A 17,254-nucleotide genomic window follows, 5' to 3' on the forward strand; every position below is an offset into this window, starting at 1 on the left:
TCATCCCTGACGCTCCATTTCAATAAATATTGAGCAAGGTCAAACAGTCCTCGATTTACCCCTCATATGAACATCCCGTCACATTTTAAATATTGCTGATAGAAACCATTCTCATTATCATGAACCTGTTGATTATTTAACCTTCGGTAAAAGTGGTCTCTATGCAATTCACACCAGACAGTGCCTGGAAAATTACCGGTTTTGCCCGCGAAATTAGCCCGGCGTATCGTCAAAAACTGCTGTCGTTAGGCATGCTGCCAGGATCATCATTCCAGGTGGTTCGCATTGCACCCTTGGGCGATCCCATTCATATCGAAACCCGTCGCGTCAATCTGGTATTGCGTAAGAAAGACCTCGCCTTATTAGAAGTCGAAGCTTTAGCCCGATAAACCGCCAGCAGTTATACCGAGTCTAAAACAATGAAAAAATTAACCATTGGCTTAATTGGTAATCCTAATTCCGGCAAGACAACCTTATTTAATCAGTTAACGGGCGCGCGTCAGCGTGTCGGTAACTGGGCGGGCGTCACGGTAGAACGTAAAGAAGGCCAGTTTTCAACAATCGATCATCAGGTCACCCTCGTTGACCTGCCTGGCACCTATTCACTCACCACCATTTCGTCCCAGACCTCTCTCGATGAGCAGATTGCCTGTCACTATATTCTGAGCGGCGATGCGGATTTACTGATTAACGTCGTCGATGCCTCCAATCTTGAGCGTAACCTCTATCTGACGTTACAGTTGCTGGAGCTGGGCATTCCGTGCATCGTGGCGCTGAATATGCTCGATATCGCCGAGAAGCAAAAAATTCGCATTGATATCGATGCGCTTTCCGCCCGTCTCGGCTGCCCGGTCATTCCGCTGGTCTCGACCCGTGCGCGCGGGATTGATGCCCTGAAACTGGCGGTCGATCGCCATACGGGCAATACCGATCTGGAGCTGGTTCACTATCCGCAGCCGCTGGTGCGCGAGGCCAGCATTCTGGCCGGCGAGATGAACAACGCGATGCCACAAAAACAGCGCAACTGGCTTGGGCTACAAATGCTGGAAGGCGATATCTATAGCCGGGGCTACGCTGGCGACGCCGCAGAGAGCCTGGAGATGTCGCTGGCACGCCTGAGCGACGAGCTGGACGATCCGGCGCTGCATATCGCCGATGCGCGCTATCAGAGTATCGCGGCCATTTGCGAAGTGGTCAGCAATACCCTGACCGCCGAGCCGAGCCGTTTCACCGCAGCGGTGGATAAAATCATTCTGAACCGTTTCCTCGGTTTGCCGATCTTCCTGCTGGTGATGTATGTGATGTTCCTGCTCGCCATCAACATCGGCGGTGCGCTGCAGCCACTGTTCGATGTTGGCTCGGTTGCGATCTTCATTCATGGCCTGCAATGGCTGGGCTACACCCTGCATTTCCCGGAGTGGCTGACGATTTTCCTCGCCCAGGGGCTGGGCGGCGGGATAAACACCGTTCTGCCGCTGGTGCCGCAGATCGGCATGATGTACCTGTTCCTCTCCTTCCTTGAAGATTCCGGTTATATGGCCCGCGCGGCGTTCGTGATGGACCGTCTGATGCAGGCGCTCGGCTTACCGGGCAAATCCTTCGTTCCGCTGATTGTCGGCTTTGGCTGTAACGTGCCGTCGGTGATGGGCGCACGTACTCTGGATGCTCCGCGCGAGCGTCTGATGACCATCATGATGGCGCCGTTTATGTCCTGCGGGGCGCGTCTGGCGATCTTCGCGGTCTTTGCGGCGGCGTTCTTTGGTCAGGAAGGCGCACTGGCAGTCTTCTCCCTCTACCTGCTGGGGATTGTGATGGCGATTCTCACCGGCCTGATGCTCAAGCACACCATCATGCGCGGCGAAGCGTCGCCGTTTGTGATGGAGCTGCCGGTTTACCACGTGCCGCATATCAAAAGCCTGCTGATTCAGACCTGGCAGCGCCTGAAAGGCTTCGTTCTCCGTGCCGGTAAAGTGATCGTCATCGTCAGTATTTTCCTGAGCGCGCTGAACAGTTTTACCCTCAGCGGCCAGGCGGCAGATAACATCAACGACTCGGCGCTGGCTTCCGTGAGTCGCGTCATTACCCCGCTGTTTAAGCCGATTGGCGTTCACGAAGATAACTGGCAGGCCACCGTCGGGTTGTTTACCGGTGCGATGGCGAAAGAGGTGGTCGTCGGCACGCTCAACACGCTCTATACGGCGGAAAATATTCAGGAAGAGGCGTTTAACCCGGCTGAGTTCCATCTCGGTGACGAGCTGCTCAGCGCCGTGGACGAAACCTGGCAGAGCCTGAAAGACACCATCAGCCTGAGCGTACTGGCAAACCCTATCGAAGCCAGCAAAGGCGACGGCGAAATGGCCACCGGTGCGATGGGTGTGATGAGCCAGAAATTTGGCAGCGCTTCAGCGGCGTACAGCTATCTGATTTTCGTCCTGCTCTACATTCCGTGCATTTCGGTGATGGGGGCCATTGCCCGCGAATCCAGCCGCGGCTGGATGGGCTTCTCGGTCCTGTGGGGGCTGAACATCGCTTACTCGCTGGCAACCGTCTTCTACCAGGCGGCTAACTTCAGCCAGCATCCGCGCTACAGTCTGGTGTGCATTCTGGCGGTGGTGCTGTTCAACGTCGTGCTGATTGGCCTGTTGCGCCGCGCCCGTAGCCGCGTGAACGTCAACCTGCTGGCCACGAATAAAACTGCGGCGAACTGCTGTAACAGCCCTGCGGGCGACTGCCACTAAGAGGTGAGATGATGGCATCGATGATTCAGGTTCGGGATTTACTGGCTCTTCAGGGGCGAATGGAGGCCAGACAGTTGAGCCTTTCCCTGCATACGCCGCAGCCGATGATCGATGCTATGCTCGAACGAATGGAAGCGATGGGTAAAGCCGTGCGGATTCAGGAAGATGCGGATAGTTGTTTTACGGGTAGTTGCAAAAGCTGTCCGGAAGGCAAAGCCTGCTTAAGGGAGTGGTGGGCGCTGCGCTAACACGATTTGCCGGGCAGCGTATGCCGCCCGGCAATACTGTTATTTATAGACTTCCGCCGTTGCATGAACGGTTTTCTCGCCTTTGTTCGCGCTGGTCACTACATAATACGTACCGCCCAGCTCATCAGCTTTTTTCGATAATTCTTTACGTGCATCCATTGGCGCAGTCGTTTTTGAGGTCGTAATCTCGCCAATTTTGGTCAGATTCATCTCTTTAACTTTGTCTTTTTCCAGCTCTTTCGCTGCAAATACGCCAAATGACAGAGACCCAATAACCAGTGATGTAACAATTCCCGTAACAAGTTTCATAACCATTACTCTCCATAGGTTTGTAGTTTTGATTATCGTAGGCTCAACTTCCGCAACGATATTTGAAGTATTGTTGCGGTATGAAACTTTTTCCAGGTGGATCAGTAAATAATCAGTTTAAACGCTGACTTAACGCCGTTAGCGCGTCGCAAAACGCCTCGGGATGCGAGACGAAAGGCGCATGTGCGGCTTTGGCAATGACCTTCGATTCGCTGTTCGGCCATAACGCATCCAGTATCGGCACCACTTTGCGCGGCACCAGGCCATCCAGATAACCGTAGATTCGCAGATGCGGCACTGAAAGCGCAGCCAGCGGTTCACGCAGGTCGACGGTTTTCAGAATTTCCAGCCCACCGTTGAGCACCTCAACCTCCGGCATGGGAAGTGCCAGCACCGCATTTTTGAGCATTCGCGCATCCTGACGCGCTGTTTCGGTTCCCAGAGTTTGCAGTGCCAGAAAGCGCTCAACCGTCCGCTTGAAATCTTCGCTCAGCTGCTGCTGGAAACCGGCCAACACCTCCGGCTTGATACCCGGCCACTCATCCCGCGCCGCAAAGCAAGGCGATGATGCGACCGTCACCAGCGCCTGAACGCGCGCCGGGTGCGTCAGGGCGATCTGGCTCGCCACCAGCCCGCCCAGGCTCCAGCCGAGCCAGATCGCTTTTTGCGGCGCGCGTTCCAGAACATGCCGGGCCATCTCATCGAGGGGCATCCCGCCAAACCCGTGGCTGCGGCCAAATCCCGGCAGATCCACCAGATGCAGCGTAAATTGCGAGGCCAGTTCCTCCTGAATGCAATGCCAGACTTCAGCGTTCAGCCCCCATCCGTGCAGCAGCACAAGATCAACATTTCCCGTGCCCGTGGTCTGCCACCAAAGATTGTACATCGGTTAGGATTCTCTTTTTTAACAAGGAAGTTGCCCATGCTATCAGTGCCCGGCTTGTGCTGGCTATGCCGAATGCCGCTCAGGATGAGCCGCTGGGGGATCTGCTCCGTCTGCACGCGCGCCTTTGAGCGCCGACCTCCCTGCTGCCCCCAGTGCGGTTTATCCGCAACGCGCGTCGATATCCCCTGCGGGCGATGCCTGCAAAAACCGCCGCCGTGGGGCGATCTGGTGGCGGTCGATAATTACGTTCAGCCCCTGAGCAGCCTGATCCACCAGTTTAAGTTTTCTCGCCAGACGCAGCTGGCGGGGCCGCTGGCGCGCCTGCTGATACTCGCCGTTTTGCAGGCCCGGCGCTCGCGGGGGTTACCTGCCGTGGATCTTCTTATCAGCGTGCCGTTGCATCGTCGACGTCACTGGCGTCGCGGCTACAATCAGAGCGACCTGTTGTGTCGCCCTCTTTCCCGTTGGCTACGCTGTGACTGGCAACCGGACGCGTTAAAACGCACACACGCAACGGCCGTTCAGCACCGGTTAAGCGCGCGGTTGCGCAAAAGAAATCTAAAAAATGCCTTTCGCCTTGATTTAGCGGTCAAGGGGCGCCATATCGCGATTGTGGATGATGTCGTCACAACCGGCAGCACCGTGGCGGAGCTTTCCCGACTGCTTTTGCAAAGCGGCGCAGCGACGGTTCAGGTATGGTGTTTGTGTCGTACCTTGTAGCCCTTTTCCGATGGGCGTATTATTATACCCAGGTAATTTAGTCAACTATTAGGCCAAAGCTATGATCCGTATTTCCGATTCTGCACAATCACACTTTGCCAAACTGCTGGCAAATCAGGAAGAAGGGACGCAGATCCGCGTGTTTGTGATTAATCCAGGCACTCCGAATGCAGAATGCGGTGTCTCTTATTGTCCTCCGGACGCTGTGGAAGCATCTGACACTGCCCTTAAATTTGAGCAGCTCACCGCCTATGTCGATGAGTTAAGCGCGCCATACCTTGATGACGCCGAGATCGATTTCGTCACCGATCAGCTGGGTTCTCAGCTGACGCTGAAAGCACCAAACGCCAAAATGCGTAAAGTGTCTGATGATGCGCCGCTGATGGAGCGCGTAGAGTATCTGCTGCAATCCCAGATCAACCCGCAGCTGGCGGGCCACGGCGGTAAAGTCACGCTGATGGAGATCACCGAAGACGGTCTGGCGATCCTGCAGTTCGGCGGCGGCTGTAACGGCTGTTCCATGGTCGACGTGACCCTGAAAGAAGGGATCGAAAAGCAGATGCTGAACGAGTTCCCGGAACTGAAAGGCGTGCGCGATCTCACCGAACACCAGCGCGGCGAGCACTCTTACTACTAAGTTCCCGTCTTTTTTTACCCGGTGCCGCGCAGCGAGCCGGGCCGTTAAATCAGATCCCAGGCCGGGTAAGGCGATTTCGCCTCCCGGCTTTTGTTTGCCCGTCGCTCCCCGCCCCATATGTTGACCTGCGTCTCATAATTCAAATTTTGCCTGCCTGGGTGATTCTCAATCTGCACATGTTACCCGTATCATTCGCGTGGGCACTAAGCATCCTCATAACAGCCGACTAAACTTATTAGTTTCGCAGGCAATCAGTATTAGTGCCGTTAATTCTCTGTTCCCGGTTGGGACAATCGGAAATTGTCGTTGAAACAATGACGTTACCCATAACAATTGAAAGGCCAGGTTAATCATGCCATTAGTTATTGTCGCTATCGGTGTTGTCTTATTACTGCTCTTGATGATCCGTTTCAAACTGAACGGCTTCATCGCTCTGGTTCTGGTGGCACTTGCAGTGGGTCTGATGCAAGGGATGCCGCTGGTGAAAGTCATCAGCTCAATTAAAGCAGGTGTGGGCGGAACGCTCGGTAGCCTGGCGCTGATCATGGGCTTCGGTGCCATGCTCGGTAAAATGCTGGCAGACTGCGGTGGTGCACAGCGCATCGCGACCACGCTGATTGCCAAATTTGGTAAACAACACATTCAGTGGGCGGTGGTGTTAACCGGTTTTACCGTCGGTTTCGCGCTGTTCTATGAAGTCGGCTTCGTGCTGATGCTGCCGCTGGTCTTCACCATCGCGGCTGCCGCCAACATTCCGCTGCTGTTTGTCGGTGTGCCGATGGCGGCTGCCCTGTCCGTTACACACGGCTTCCTGCCGCCGCACCCGGGTCCAACCGCTATCGCGACCATCTTCCACGCGGATATGGGTAAAACCCTGCTGTTCGGTACGATTCTGGCGATCCCAACCGTTATTCTGGCCGGCCCGGTGTTTGCACGCTGCCTGAAAGGTATCGACAAGCCAATTCCGGAAGGTCTGTATAGCGCAAAAACCTTCACCGAAGCGGAAATGCCAAGCTTTGGCGTCAGCGTCTGGACCTCTCTGGTGCCGGTTGTGCTGATGGCGATGCGCGCAGTTGCTGAAATGGTGCTGCCAAAAGGTCACGCGTTCCTCTCCGTCGCTGAGTTCCTCGGTGACCCGGTGATGGCGACGCTGATTGCGGTTCTGATTGCCCTCTTCACCTTCGGTCTGAACCGTGGCCGTAGCATGGATCAGATCAACGAGACGCTTGGCTCTTCCATCAAAATCATCGCCATGATGCTGCTGATTATCGGCGGTGGCGGTGCGTTCAAGCAGGTTCTGGTCGACAGCGGCGTAGACAAATACATCGCCTCGATGATGCATGAAACCAACATTTCGCCAATCCTGATGGCCTGGTCGATTGCTGCGGTGCTGCGTATCGCGCTGGGTTCTGCAACCGTTGCGGCAATCACTGCCGGCGGTATTGTAGCGCCACTGATTGCCACCACGGGCGTTAGCCCTGAGCTGATGGTTATCGCAGTGGGTTCCGGTAGCGTCATCTTCTCCCACGTGAACGATCCAGGCTTCTGGCTGTTCAAGGAGTACTTCAACCTGACGATCGGCGAGACCATCAAGTCCTGGTCGATGCTGGAAACGATTATCTCCGTGTGCGGCCTGATTGGGTGTCTGCTGCTGGCGATGGTGGTTTAAGCACAAAAAAGCCGGGTGGTGGTTGCGCCTGACCCGGTCTAAAACGTTAAAAGCCCGGCAAACTAATGATGTTTGCCGGGCTTTTTTTATCACTTCTTCGCTTTTCTGCGCTTATCCAAATCCTTAATCAGCTTGTTCACACCGTCATCGGCAAACATCTTTTCAAGGGTGGTGGAGAGCTTGCGCCGCCAGTTTTTGTACTGATAGCTGGTGCCCGGAATGTTCACCGGCTCTGCCATTCCCAGCCAGTCCTCGGGTTGCAGGCCCAGCAGGGCGCTATTGCTGTCGGCTATGTAGCGCTGCATGCCGCGATTCAGGGTTGCCGTCATCGCCATCAGCGAGGCTTTATGCCCGGCGCGTTTTGGCAGGCAGCCGTGCTTATGCAGCGCATCCAGTAGCCCCTGTTTGGCCAGCTCGCGGTCCTGATACAGCCCGCGCAGCACCACTTCGTCTGGATATAACCCTAACGTTTTGCCGAGCGTGAGATCACCGCTCTCCCAGTAGCCTCGCAGCGTAGGAAGATCATGCGTTGTCGCGACAGCCATTGATTGTTGAGGGTACGCTTGCGGCGAACGGAACGTCTTCTCATGGTCACTTTCGAAATAGAGTACTTTGTATGAATAAACGCCACTCTCGCGTAATTTACTGACGATTTCAACCGGCACGGTCCCGAGATCTTCGCCAATCACCATGCAGTTGTGACGCTGACTTTCCAGCGCGAGGATCGACAGCAGATCGTCCACCGGGTAATGCACATAGGCACCGTGATCCGCCGTTTCACCGTAAGGGATCCACCACAGGCGCAGCACGGACATCACGTGGTCGATACGCAGCGCGCCGCAGTTTTGCATATTGGCGCGCAGCAAATCGATAAACGGCTCGTACCCGCGCGCGACCATCACATGCGGGTCCATCGGTGGCAATCCCCAATTCTGTCCTAGCGGGCCGAGGATATCCGGCGGGGCGCCGACGGAGGCTTTCAGGCAGTAAAGCTCGCGGTCGCACCAGGTTTCGGCTCCGCCTTCCGCCACGCCTACGGCCAGATCGCGATACAGACCAATCGGCATGTCGTAGCCCTGGCTCTCCTGCCAGCAGGCGGCAAACTGACTGTACGCCAGCCATTGCAGCCACAGGAAAAAGTCCACTTCATCGGCGTGTTGCTTGCAAAAGGCTTTCACCTCCGGGGAGTCCACCGACTGATAGGCTTCCGGCCACACAGGCCAGCCCCAGCGCATTTCGTCCTCTTTCACCTGATACGCATGCAGCGCGTCAAACGCCGCCTGCCAGTAGAGGCTTTCGCCTTCCTGGGCGACGAACTGACGGAACGCTTTCATCTGGTCGTCCGTGCGCTTTGTAAAGCCTTTCCAGGTCATACGCAGGGCAGCCATTTTCAGGGCCGTTACCGTCGCATAGTCGACCCAGTCGGCTTCCCGCACCTGTTTCAGCGTCTGCTGGGTGGTGGTGAGATTCCACCACGCCTGGGCCTCTTTGCTTTTCCTGAAATCCTCCAGCGCGTTGACGTCGATATAAATCACATTCAGCCAACGGCGGGACGACGGGCTATACGGGCTGGCGCTTTCCGGATTCGCCGGATAGAGGGCATGGATTGGGTTGAGGCCGATAAACGCCCCGCCGCGCTTGCCCACCTCCGCCAGCATATTTTTCAGATCGCCGAAATCGCCGATCCCCCAGTTTTCATTCGAACGTAGCGTGTAAAGCTGCACGCAGGCGCCCCACAGCTTTTTCCCGTCGATTAGCGCCTGCGGCTCGTAGCAGCGTTTCGGCGCGATGATCACCCTGCAGTGATAGCGCTTATCATCCTGCGTCAGCGTCAGGGTGTGGTAGCCGTGCGGCAGTTTTGCCGGAAGGGTGAGATTTTTCCCGCCCGTCGCATGGCCCTTATGCTGCTGGCCCTCTTCGGTGGTTAACAGCCAGCTGAATTCGCCGCGGCCTTCCACCAGCAACGCCATCTTCTTACCGGCAGTGAACACCTTCACCACCGGCACCGGCGCTACCGCCGCTTTCGCGGCGGGCGTTGTTTTGTGCATGGCGTCCAGCAAACGTCGTTTGGTTTCAGCGCCAATTGACTGTGGTTTGCCGTGAGCATTGATGTAACTGGGGCTGATCCCCGCCGCCAGGGCGGCATTATCCAGACGTTTGCTGTCCATCGCGCTTCCTTAGCGTTTTGCCTGCCAGATACGGGCCTGATAATCACGGATTGAACGGTCAGAGCTGAACATCCCACAGCGCGCGGTATTCAGAATACATGCGCGCGTCCAGGCGTCCTGATCGCGGTACAGCACATCCACCTGCTTCTGTGCTTCAACATAGGCCGCGAAATCAGCCATTACCAGATACGGATCGCCGCCCTGTTTGCCGATGCTGTGCAGCATCTGGTCGAAGGCGTGTTTGTCACCGTCGCTGTATTTGCCGCTTTCCAGCTCCTTCAGCACTGCATCCAGAACCTTGTCTTTCTTGCGCCATTTCACCGGATCGTAGCCTTTGGCTTTAAGGGCTTTCACCTCCTCGACCGTGTGACCGAAGATAAAGATATTCTCTTCACCCACCTGCTCGGCGATTTCGACGTTCGCGCCGTCCAGCGTGCCGACGGTTAAGGCACCGTTCAGGGCCAGCTTCATGTTACCGGTGCCGGACGCCTCTTTGCCCGCAGTCGAAATCTGCTCGGAGATATCCGCCGCCGGGATCAGCATTTCCGCTGCGGACACGCAGTAATCCGGCAGGAACACCACTTTCAACTTGTCGCCCACCTGCGGATCGTTGTTCACCGCTTCAGCCACTTTGTTAATGGCGAGGATAATGTTCTTCGCCAGGTAGTAGCCCGGCGCCGCTTTGGCACCGAAAAGGAATACGCGCGGCACGCGGTTCGCGTTCGGGTTTTCGCGGATCTCTTTGTACAGCGCCAGAATGTGCAGCAGGTTCAGGTGCTGACGTTTGTACTCGTGCAGGCGTTTGATCTGGATATCAAAAATCGCGTTCGGGTTGATTTCAATCCCCGTGCGCACTTTCACGAACGCCGCGAGGCGCACTTTGTTCTCTTGTTTGATGGCCTGGTATTTCTGGCGGAATTTGGCATCGTCAGCCTGCTTTTCCAGGTTGATCAGCTGGTCGAGATCGTTGGCCCACTCTTTCTTCAGCGTTTTATCCAGCAGCGCGGCGAGAGCCGGGTTGCACTGTTTGATCCAGCGACGCGGCGTAATGCCGTTGGTGACGTTATGGAATTTGTTCGGCCAGAGCTGGTGATATTCCGGGAACAGATCTTTAACCACCAGATCCGAGTGCAGCGCCGCTACGCCGTTCACCGCAAAACCGCTGACCACGCACATGTTCGCCATGCGGACCTGTTTGTCGTGCACCACCGCCAGTTTCGCCCAGACCGCTTTATCGCCCGGCCAGGTTTTCGTCACCAGCACTTTGAACCGATCGTTGATCTGATTGATGATCTGCATATGGCGCGGCAGCAGCGCTTTCACCAGTTTCTCATCCCAGCACTCCAGCGCTTCAGGCATCAGGGTGTGGTTGGTGTAGGCGAAGGTTTTGCTGGTGATTGCCCAGGCCGCGTCCCAGCTCAGCTGGTGCTCATCAAGCAGCACGCGCAGCAGTTCCGGAATGGCGATGGTTGGGTGAGTATCGTTGAGCTGAATCACTTCGTAATCCGCCAGCTCTGACAGCTTACGGCCCGCCAGATGATGGCGACGCAGGATATCCGCCACAGAACAGGCGCACTGGAAATACTGCTGCATCAGGCGCAGCTTTTTGCCCGCCAGATGGTTGTCGTTCGGGTAGAGCACTTTAGTCAGTTTTTCGGCGTCGATACCCTGCTGCTCGGCACGCAGGAAATCGCCGTCGTTAAATTTGGTCAGGTTGAACGGATGGGCATGCTTCGCCTGCCACAGACGTAGCGGCTGCGCCACGCCGTTGCGATAGCCCAGCACCGGCAGATCCCAGGCTTCACCGGTGATCACAAAACCCGGCTCCCAGTGGCCCTGTTTAGACACTTTCCCGCCGATACCCACCTGCACATCGAGTTGTGCGTTGTGGCGGAACCACGGATAGCTGCCGCGATGCCAGTCGTCCGGCGCTTCAATCTGATTCCCGTCGTTAAAGGACTGACGGAACAGGCCGTACTGGTAGTTCAGACCATACCCGATAGCGGATTGCCCCACCGTCGCCATGGAATCCAGGAAACAGGCCGCCAGACGCCCTAACCCACCGTTACCTAAACCGGGGTCGGTCTCTTCTTCCAGCAGATCGGTCAGGTTAACGCTGTGCTCGCTGAGCACGTCGCTCACCTCCTGATACCAGCCGAGGTTCAGCAGGTTGTTGCCGGTCAGACGACCGATCAGGAACTCCATGGAGATGTAGTTCACATGACGCTGGTTTTTCACCGGCTTCGCCGCAGGCTGAGCACTGAGCAGTTCGGCCAGCGCACCGCTCACGGCCTGCCACCACTGATGAGACGTCATGTCTTCGGCTGCAGACAAACCAAATCGCTGCCACTGACGCGTCAGGGCAGCCTGAAATTGAGCTTTGTTGAAGGTAGGCTGAGACATAGGGAATCGGCATCCTGTAGAGAAAGAAAAGATAATGGCGCTAGTGTGCCAGGCTCATTCCGGCTCTTCCTCCTCCTGCCAGGGATTAGACAGGGAGGAGTAGCGGGGATGAGCGCAAAAGTGTGATCAAGGCCACTCTGTGAGCATAGAACGAGTGTGCCAATACGGCGCGAGGATAAACGGGAAGAGTGTCAAAAAAATGAAATGCAGTTTCGGATGAAATTAATAACAGCAGAAATGATTGCTTACCAGGAATAATATTTCTTGCTTTTAGGCCTTTCTCAGAGGGTTATTTTCCAGGAATAACTATACCGGTTATTTATTAACTTCGTGATGAGAATCGCCTAATGAAACCAGTTTCAGGATAAGCGCACTAAATGCATACAAGCCAGCATCCATGCGGGATATAGGGCATCTAGGAAAGTTCCCGGTCAATGAGAAATAATTTTGTGACAGAGTGCAAATTAAGGGATAGAAAAGACGGACATAACTTGCAATAGTTCCTTTTCTGGCCGACCTTATATCAATTAATTACGAAGCGCAAAAAAAATCGATTTTCCTCGTTTCCCCACAGTGAAGTGAAAAACTTATGTTGATTCCGTCCAAATTAAGTCGCCCGGTTCGTCTTGACCATACTGTGGTCCGCGAACGTCTGCTGGCGAAACTTTCCGGCGCGAATAATTTCCGACTGGCGCTGGTTACGAGTCCTGCAGGTTATGGAAAAACAACGCTCATCTCACAGTGGGCCGCAGGCAAAAGCGATTTAGGCTGGTACTCCCTTGATGAGGGCGATAACCAGCAGGAGCGCTTTGCCAGCTACTTGATCGCCGCCATACAGCAGGCGACTAACGGGCATTGCGTCACCAGCGAAGTGATGGTGCAAAAACGCCAGTACGCCAGCCTCTCCTCCCTGTTCGCCCAGCTGTTCATTGAGCTGGCCGAATGGCATCGTCCGCTGTTCCTGGTGATTGACGATTACCACCTGATCACCAATCCGGTGATCCACGAATCCATGCGTTTCTTCCTGCGCCATCAGCCGGAGAACCTGACCCTGGTGGTACTGTCACGTAATCTGCCGCAGTTGGGAATTGCCAACCTGCGCGTGCGCGATCAGCTGCTCGAAGTAGGTAGCCAACAGCTGGCCTTTAACCATCAGGAAGCGAAACAGTTCTTTGACTGCCGCCTCAGCTCGCCGATTGAAGCCTCAGAAAGCAGCCGCCTGTGCGACGACGTAGCCGGCTGGGCAACCGCGTTGCAACTCATCGCCCTCTCAGCGCGTCAGAATAACAGCCCGACGCATCAGTCTGCGCGCCGCCTGGCGGGCATTAATGCCAGCCACCTGTCCGATTATCTGGTCGACGAAGTGCTGAACAGCGTTGACCCGGCGACCCGCCAGTTCCTGCTGAAAAGCTCGCTACTGCGCTCCATGAACGATGCGCTGATTGTGCGCGTTACTGGCGAAGACAACGGCCAGATGCGCCTCGAAGAGATTGAACGTCAGGGGCTGTTCCTGCAACGCATGGACGACTCCGGCGAATGGTTCAGCTTCCACCCGCTGTTTGGCAACTTCCTGCGCCAGCGCTGTCAGTGGGAAATGGCCACCGAATTACCCGACGTCCACCGCTCCGCAGCGGAAAGCTGGATGGCACAAGGCTTCCCAAGCGAAGCGATCCACCACGCGCTCGCCGCCGGTGACGCCAACATGCTGCGCGATATCCTGCTCAACCACGCCTGGGGCCTGTTCAACCACAGCGAGCTGACCCTGCTCGAAGAGTCACTCCGCGCCCTGCCGTGGGAAAGCCTGCTGGAAAATCCGCGTCTTGTCCTGTTGCAGGCGTGGCTGATGCAGAGCCAGCACCGCTACAGCGAAGTGAACACCCTGCTGGCCCGCGCCGAACAAGAGATGAAAGGCGAAATGGACGGCACGCTGCACGGCGAATTTAACGCCCTGCGTGCGCAGGTGGCCATCAACGATGGTGATCAGGAAGAGGCCGAACGTCTGGCAATGATCGCCCTCGACGAGCTGCCGCTGGCGAACTATTACAGCCGCATTGTCGCCACCTCGGTCCACGGGGAAGTGCTGCACTGCAAAGGGGATCTCACCCGTTCTCTGTCGCTGATGCAGCAGACGGAGCAGATGTCCCGCCGCCATGACGTCTGGCATTACGCTCTGTGGAGCATGATCCAGCAGAGCGAAATCTTATTTGCTCAGGGGTTCTTGCAAGCCGCCTGGGAGACACAGGAAAAAGCGTTCCAGCTGATACAGGATCAACACCTGGAACAGCTGCCGATGCACGAGTTCCTGCTGCGCATTCGCGCGCAGCTGCTGTGGGCCTGGGCGCGTCTCGATGAGGCCGAAGCCTCTGCCCGTCATGGCGTTGACGTTCTCTCCACCTTCCAGCCGCAGCAGCAGCTGCAATGTCTGGCGCTGCTGGTGCAGTGCTCGCTGGCGCGCGGCGATCTGGATAACGCCCGCAACCATCTGAACCGTCTGGAAAACCTGCTGGGCAATGGTCAGTACCATAGCGACTGGGTTTCCAACGCCGATAAAGTCCGGGTGATTTACTGGCAAATGATCGGCGATAAGAAATCAGCCGCCAACTGGCTGCGTCAGACGCCAAAACCGGAATTTGCCAATAACCACTTCCTGCAAAGCCAGTGGCGCAACATCGCCCGTGCGCAGATCCTGCTCGGTGAGTTTGAGCCTGCGGAAATTGTGCTCGAAGAGCTGAACGAAAACGCCCGCAGTCTGCGTCTGATGAGCGATCTGAACCGCAACCTGCTGCTGCTCAATCAGCTTTACTGGCAGGCAGGGCGGAAAAATGACGCACAGCGCGTCTTGCTGGAAGCATTACAGCTGGCGAACCGCACCGGGTTCATCAGCCACTTTGTGATTGAAGGCGAAACGATGGCGCAGCAACTGCGTCAGCTGATTCAACTCAATACCCTGCCGGAGCTGGATCAGCACCGCGCCCAGCGTATTCTGCGGGAAATTAACCAGCATCATCGCCACAAGTTCGCGCATTTTGATGAGAACTTTGTCGAACGTCTGCTGAACCATCCGGAAGTGCCGGAGCTGATTCGCACCAGCCCGCTCACCCAGCGTGAATGGCAGGTTCTGGGGCTGATTTATTCGGGTTACAGCAACGAACAGATTGCGGGCGAGCTGGCGGTCGCGGCGACCACCATCAAAACCCATATTCGCAATTTGTATCAGAAACTCGGCGTGGCGCATCGTCAGGATGCGGTGCAACATGCGCAGCAATTGCTGAAGATGATGGGTTACGGCGTGTAATGCAATGCCCGGCGGCGGGACGTTTGCCGGGCCTGAAGTTAAGTCAGTCGGGAGGCGCTGCCGCCGCCCGGACCGGGATTAGCACAGCTCTAACTGAACGTTATTGTCCTTAATCACCTGCAACACCCCCGCTGGCGGCATTACGTCGGTGTACACGGCATTGACCATGCTGATGCTGCCCATATTTACCATCGCGTTACGGCCAAATTTCGAGTGATCCACCACCAGCATAACGTGGCGCGAGTTGTCGATAATCGCCCGTTTGGTGCGCACTTCATGGTAATCAAATTCCAGCAGAGAACCATCGCTGTCGATGCCGCTGATCCCAAGGATGCCGAAATCGAGGCGGAACTGGGAGATAAAATCGAGCGTCGCTTCACCAATGATTCCGCCGTCGCGGCTGCGCAGTTCGCCGCCCGCCAGAATGATGCGGAAATCTTCTTTCTGCATCAGGGTATTGGCGACGTTAAGGTTGTTGGTGACCACGCGCAGATTTTCATGGTTGAGCAACGCATGGGCCACCGCTTCTGGCGTCGTTCCGATATCAATAAACAGCGTCGCGCCGTTGGGGATCTGGCTCGCCACTTTGGCGGCAATACGCTCTTTCTCTGCGGTTTGCGTCGCCTTACGGTCATGCCATGAGGTATTCACCGAGCTGGACGGCAGGGCCGCGCCGCCGTGGTGACGCAGAATACGGTTCTGATCGGCCAGATCGTTTAAATCACGACGAATTGTTTGCGGGCTGACGGCGAATTGCTCCACCAGCTCTTCGGTGCTGACGTATCCCTGCTTTTTAACCAGTTCGATAATGGCGTCATGACGTTGCGTTTGTTTCATGAAATATCCCTGGGAATTATGTTCGTTTTCGCGCATTCCGCGTATCAGCAAAGGCCATCACCAGCCCCACGCCCAGCCCGGCAACGTGTGCGCCATTGGCGATAGACATACCAAACAGATCAAACCATCCGGCAATGAGCCATATTAAAGCAAAGGTGATTAACCCGCGTTGCAGATAGATGCCGCTTTGTGGGTCGCGCTCGCCGCGCAGCCAGACATAGCCCATTAACGCATACACCACGCCGGACAAACCGCCGAACCACGGGCCGCTAAACTTGTGCTGCACATAGCCGCTCAGCAGGGCGCTGATCACGGTGATGACGACGAGTTTACCGGTGCAGAGGCGCTTCTCAACGGCGCCACCGAGATACCACCACCACAGCAGGTTAAAGAGGATATGCAGCACCGAGAAGTGCATCAGGGCATGGCTGAAGTAGCGCCAGACGTCAAACTGCACCGAAGCGTCATACGGCCAGGCCAGGGCAATCATCACCTGCTGATCGCCCACCACGTTCATGATGATAAACACCAGAATACAGGCCGCCATCAGCAGCAGGGTAAACGGCCCGGCGCGCTCGCGCACGGTGGCTAAGAAAGGGAAACGCTGATAGTGCAGCCCGCTGTCCGTGTGGCCGGAGGTCCAGCTGGCCGCCAGATAGCGTGGGTCCGCAGGGTTTTCAAGAAAGCGCGCCAGCTCGGTGTTAACAAAATTCGCCTGGCTTTCATCAGCAAGCCAGACATCGGTTTGCGTATGCTGTTGAATCGTCAGGATCACACCCTGCGTCGCCATATAATCGACAAACGCCTGAGCGACGCGCGGGTTCGTAAAAGAGGTAATCATCAACATGGGCGGCAGTCGCTTATTTCCGTACAAAAGAGGACAGTATAACTGCGTCAGCCGCCAAAGGCGTGTTCTACTTCCGCCGGAAAATGACGATGCCAGGCGTCGAAGCCGCCATCAACGCTGTATACCGCGTCATAACCCTGCTGGAGCAGGTATTGCGCGGCACCTTTGCTGCTGTTGCCGTGGTAGCACATCACCATCACTGGCGTTTCAAAGTCGTTATCGCGCATAAACGCGCTCAGGCTGTCGTTCGTCAGATGAAACGCGCCCGGCGTGTGGCCCATCGCAAAACTTTGCGGATCGCGGATATCCACCAGCACCGCCTTTCCCTGGTGCATCTTCTGATGGGCTTCTTCTACATTAATGCATTCAAACTGTTCCATTCGATTCTCTTCGTTTTTCAGGTTTGGTGCGCTCTCCCGCAGGAAGAGGGGAAAACTATTTTACCCCGTAGTGTACGTCCTGGCGGCGGCGAAACGCCATTATGTTATCTCTATCAC

The 17,254-nt window shown here is 56.0% G+C and carries 14 protein-coding genes; 7 read left to right on the top strand and 7 right to left on the bottom strand.

All coding sequences use genetic code 11. The annotated features are described in order from the left end of the window. Window positions 1-161 precede the first annotated feature (161 nt). The 3 genes from feoA to feoC are packed head-to-tail and all read left to right on the top strand — an operon-like array spanning window position 162 to window position 2,986. The gene (gene feoA / locus OVA10_RS01465; RefSeq protein WP_100778593.1) at window positions 162-389 is read left to right on the top strand and encodes a ferrous iron transporter A; all 228 of its coding nucleotides are present in this window, start codon (window positions 162-164) and stop codon (window positions 387-389) included. Window positions 390-419: 30 nt separating this feature from the next. Further along, complete coding sequence (feoB, locus tag OVA10_RS01470; RefSeq protein ID WP_181826958.1) at window positions 420-2,738, top strand: Fe(2+) transporter permease subunit FeoB; 2,319 nt, start codon at window positions 420-422, stop codon at window positions 2,736-2,738. A gap of 11 nt (window positions 2,739-2,749) precedes the next feature. Next, on the top strand, window positions 2,750-2,986 hold the full coding sequence (gene feoC, locus OVA10_RS01475; RefSeq protein ID WP_268195002.1) for a [Fe-S]-dependent transcriptional repressor FeoC: 237 nt from the start codon (window positions 2,750-2,752) through the stop codon (window positions 2,984-2,986). A 39-nt stretch (window positions 2,987-3,025) separates the two neighbouring features. Here the strand turns inward: feoC and OVA10_RS01480 are convergent, their stop codons facing one another. After that, window positions 3,026-3,295 carry a YdgH/BhsA/McbA-like domain containing protein gene (locus OVA10_RS01480; RefSeq protein ID WP_100780800.1) on the bottom strand — a complete coding sequence of 90 codons (270 nt, stop codon included), beginning with the start codon at window positions 3,293-3,295 and terminating at the stop codon, window positions 3,026-3,028. Window positions 3,296-3,407: 112 nt separating this feature from the next. After that, a complete protein-coding gene (gene bioH / locus OVA10_RS01485; protein ID WP_268195004.1) occupies window positions 3,408-4,181 on the bottom strand; it encodes a pimeloyl-ACP methyl ester esterase BioH in 774 nt (257 codons plus the stop codon). A 36-nt stretch (window positions 4,182-4,217) separates the two neighbouring features. Here bioH and gntX point away from each other — a divergent pair, with 36 nt between their 5' ends. The 3 genes from gntX to gntT all read left to right on the top strand — a co-directional run bounded on the left by gntX (window position 4,218) and on the right by gntT (window position 7,207). After that, window positions 4,218-4,901 carry a DNA utilization protein GntX gene (gene gntX, locus OVA10_RS01490; RefSeq protein WP_268195005.1) on the top strand — a complete coding sequence of 228 codons (684 nt, stop codon included), beginning with the start codon at window positions 4,218-4,220 and terminating at the stop codon, window positions 4,899-4,901. A gap of 61 nt (window positions 4,902-4,962) precedes the next feature. Continuing rightward, window positions 4,963-5,538: a Fe-S biogenesis protein NfuA gene (nfuA, locus tag OVA10_RS01495; RefSeq protein ID WP_100778588.1), complete on the top strand. Its 576-nt coding sequence runs from the start codon at window positions 4,963-4,965 to the stop codon at window positions 5,536-5,538. A 352-nt stretch (window positions 5,539-5,890) separates the two neighbouring features. Then, a complete protein-coding gene (gene gntT, locus OVA10_RS01500) occupies window positions 5,891-7,207 on the top strand; it encodes a gluconate transporter (RefSeq protein WP_100778587.1) in 1,317 nt (438 codons plus the stop codon). Between the two features lie 89 nt (window positions 7,208-7,296). On the opposite strand, the gene malQ is transcribed toward gntT, so the two are convergent. Next, entirely contained in the window at window positions 7,297-9,375 is a 2,079-nt protein-coding gene (gene malQ, locus OVA10_RS01505; RefSeq protein WP_268195007.1) for a 4-alpha-glucanotransferase, read from the bottom strand. Window positions 9,376-9,384: 9 nt separating this feature from the next. Then, window positions 9,385-11,778: a maltodextrin phosphorylase gene (gene malP / locus OVA10_RS01510; RefSeq protein WP_102105325.1), complete on the bottom strand. Its 2,394-nt coding sequence runs from the start codon at window positions 11,776-11,778 to the stop codon at window positions 9,385-9,387. A 589-nt stretch (window positions 11,779-12,367) separates the two neighbouring features. Between malP and malT the strand changes: the two genes are divergently transcribed. Next, window positions 12,368-15,073, top strand: coding sequence for an HTH-type transcriptional regulator MalT (malT, locus tag OVA10_RS01515; protein WP_100778584.1), 2,706 nt, complete (start codon window positions 12,368-12,370; stop codon window positions 15,071-15,073). Window positions 15,074-15,151: 78 nt separating this feature from the next. On the opposite strand, the gene OVA10_RS01520 is transcribed toward malT, so the two are convergent. Genes OVA10_RS01520 through glpE form a run of 3 tightly spaced genes read right to left on the bottom strand, consistent with a single transcriptional unit; the run spans window position 15,152 to window position 17,137 of the window. After that, window positions 15,152-15,910 carry a DeoR/GlpR family transcriptional regulator gene (locus OVA10_RS01520; protein ID WP_100778583.1) on the bottom strand — a complete coding sequence of 253 codons (759 nt, stop codon included), beginning with the start codon at window positions 15,908-15,910 and terminating at the stop codon, window positions 15,152-15,154. A gap of 16 nt (window positions 15,911-15,926) precedes the next feature. Continuing rightward, window positions 15,927-16,757, bottom strand: coding sequence for a rhomboid family intramembrane serine protease GlpG (gene glpG / locus OVA10_RS01525; protein ID WP_268195009.1), 831 nt, complete (start codon window positions 16,755-16,757; stop codon window positions 15,927-15,929). Window positions 16,758-16,804: 47 nt separating this feature from the next. Continuing rightward, on the bottom strand, window positions 16,805-17,137 hold the full coding sequence (gene glpE / locus OVA10_RS01530) for a thiosulfate sulfurtransferase GlpE (RefSeq protein WP_268195011.1): 333 nt from the start codon (window positions 17,135-17,137) through the stop codon (window positions 16,805-16,807). Window positions 17,138-17,254: the final 117 nt, after the last annotated feature.

This window comes from Lelliottia sp. SL45, from assembly GCF_026672535.1.
In the GTDB taxonomy this organism is placed as follows: Bacteria; Pseudomonadota; Gammaproteobacteria; order Enterobacterales; family Enterobacteriaceae; genus Enterobacter; species Enterobacter nimipressuralis.